This window comes from Paracoccus sp. M683 (assembly GCF_007096355.1).
GTDB lineage: Bacteria > Pseudomonadota > Alphaproteobacteria > Rhodobacterales > Rhodobacteraceae > Paracoccus.
In genome coordinates this window covers 1-1,536 of the sequence record NZ_VKDF01000051.1, presented here as the reverse complement: position 1 = coordinate 1,536, position 1,536 = coordinate 1, and the positions used below count along the sequence as shown (strand labels likewise).

Annotated in this window: 1 protein-coding gene; it reads left to right on the top strand. The window is 60.2% G+C overall.

Translation table 11 applies throughout. The annotated features are described in order from the left end of the window. The first annotated feature begins 76 nt into the window (after positions 1–76). Positions 77–1,462, top strand: coding sequence for an IS1182 family transposase (locus tag FNJ84_RS21700; RefSeq protein WP_143795270.1), 1,386 nt, complete (start codon positions 77–79; stop codon positions 1,460–1,462). Positions 1,463–1,536 lie beyond the last annotated feature (74 nt).

The following is a 1,536-nucleotide window of genomic DNA, read 5'->3' as shown; positions in this document are numbered from 1 at the left end:
TATTTTGTTGAAAAACTCTCCTTGATTGGTGGGCTGGTCGCTGATTCAATTCCGTTGTCAGGCGGGAGGATCGGCAATGATGGGTCCACGGCAGGAAGCACAAGCGGCACTGTTCTACGCGTTTTCGCTTGAGGATCATGTCCCGCAGGACCATCTGCTGCGGTCGATTGATCGCTTTGTCGATCTGGACAGTATTCGGGCTCACCTGGCGGATTTCTATAGCCATACGGGCCGCCCCTCGGTCGATCCCGAACTTCTGATCCGCATGCTTCTGGTCGGCTATTGCTTCGGCATCCGGTCCGAGCGGCGGCTGTGCGAAGAGGTGCATCTGAACCTCGCCTATCGCTGGTTCTGCCGTTTGGACCTGACCGACCGGGTGCCGGATCACTCGACGTTCTCCAAGAACCGACATGGCCGATTCCGCGAGAGCGAGTTGCTGCGGCATCTGTTTGAAACCACGGTCGCGCGCTGTATCGCGGAGGGGTTGGTGAGCGGGCAACGACTGGCCGTGGACGCCAGCCTGATCGAGGCGGATGCCAATAAGCAGAACTCGACAGCGAAGGAAGATTGGGATGCAACGCTGATAGACCCGTCGGATGCACCCCGCGCCGTGCGCGAATACCTTGACACGTTGGACAAGGCCGCATTTGGTGCCGCCAGCGAGGTCCAGCCGAAATTCACCTCGCATTCCGATCCGGCCAGCCAGTGGACGGCGGCGCGTAAGGGACCGGCATTCTTCAGCTATTCCGACAATTACCTGATCGACACGGATCATGGCGTGATTGTCGATGTCGAGGCGACACGATCAATCCGGCAGGCCGAGGTCGGATCAACCAAAACCATGCTGAAGCGGGTGAGGGACAGGTTCGACCTTCGCCCTGAACGCCTGATCGCCGACACCGCCTATGGCACAGGGCCGATGCTGGGCTGGCTGGTTGACCAAGGCATCGCACCGCACATCCCTGTCTTCGACAAATCCGGCCGCACCGATGGAACATGGACCCGGGCCGACTTTGAATGGGACGCCGCGAACGACCAGTATATCTGCCCGGAAGGACATGCGCTCAAACAGTTCCGCCGCAACTATTCGGACCCGAACCGCGGCCCGACCGGCAAGGGAACCGCCAAATACCGCGCGCTGAAACTGACCTGCCAGGCCTGCCCATCGAAACAGAAGTGCTGCCCGAACGCCGATGCCAGATCGATCACCCGCGAGGAACACGAAGATGCGCGCCAGATCGCCCGGGACATCGCCCAGACCCGCCAATACGAGATCTCGATGAAGCTGCGAAAGAAGGTCGAGATGCTGTTTGCTCACCTCAAGCGCATCCTCGGCCTCGGACGGCTCCGACTGCGAGGACCCTGCGGCGCAAGCGACGAATTCCTCCTCGCCGCCGCGGCCCAGAACCTCCGCAAACTCGCCAAGATCTTTCCTGCACCGCAGCATCCGCGAAAAGCCTGACACCATAAAGGCTTGCAGCCAAACCCACCACGAAAACAAACCACCCAGCACGCCGGGTTTTTCAACAAAATCGG

Excerpts from the sequence above, each read along its gene's own strand:
- FNJ84_RS21700 (WP_143795270.1), top strand. The coding sequence starts at position 77 with ATGATGGGTCCACGGCAGGAAGCACAAGCGGCACTGTTCTACGCGTTT.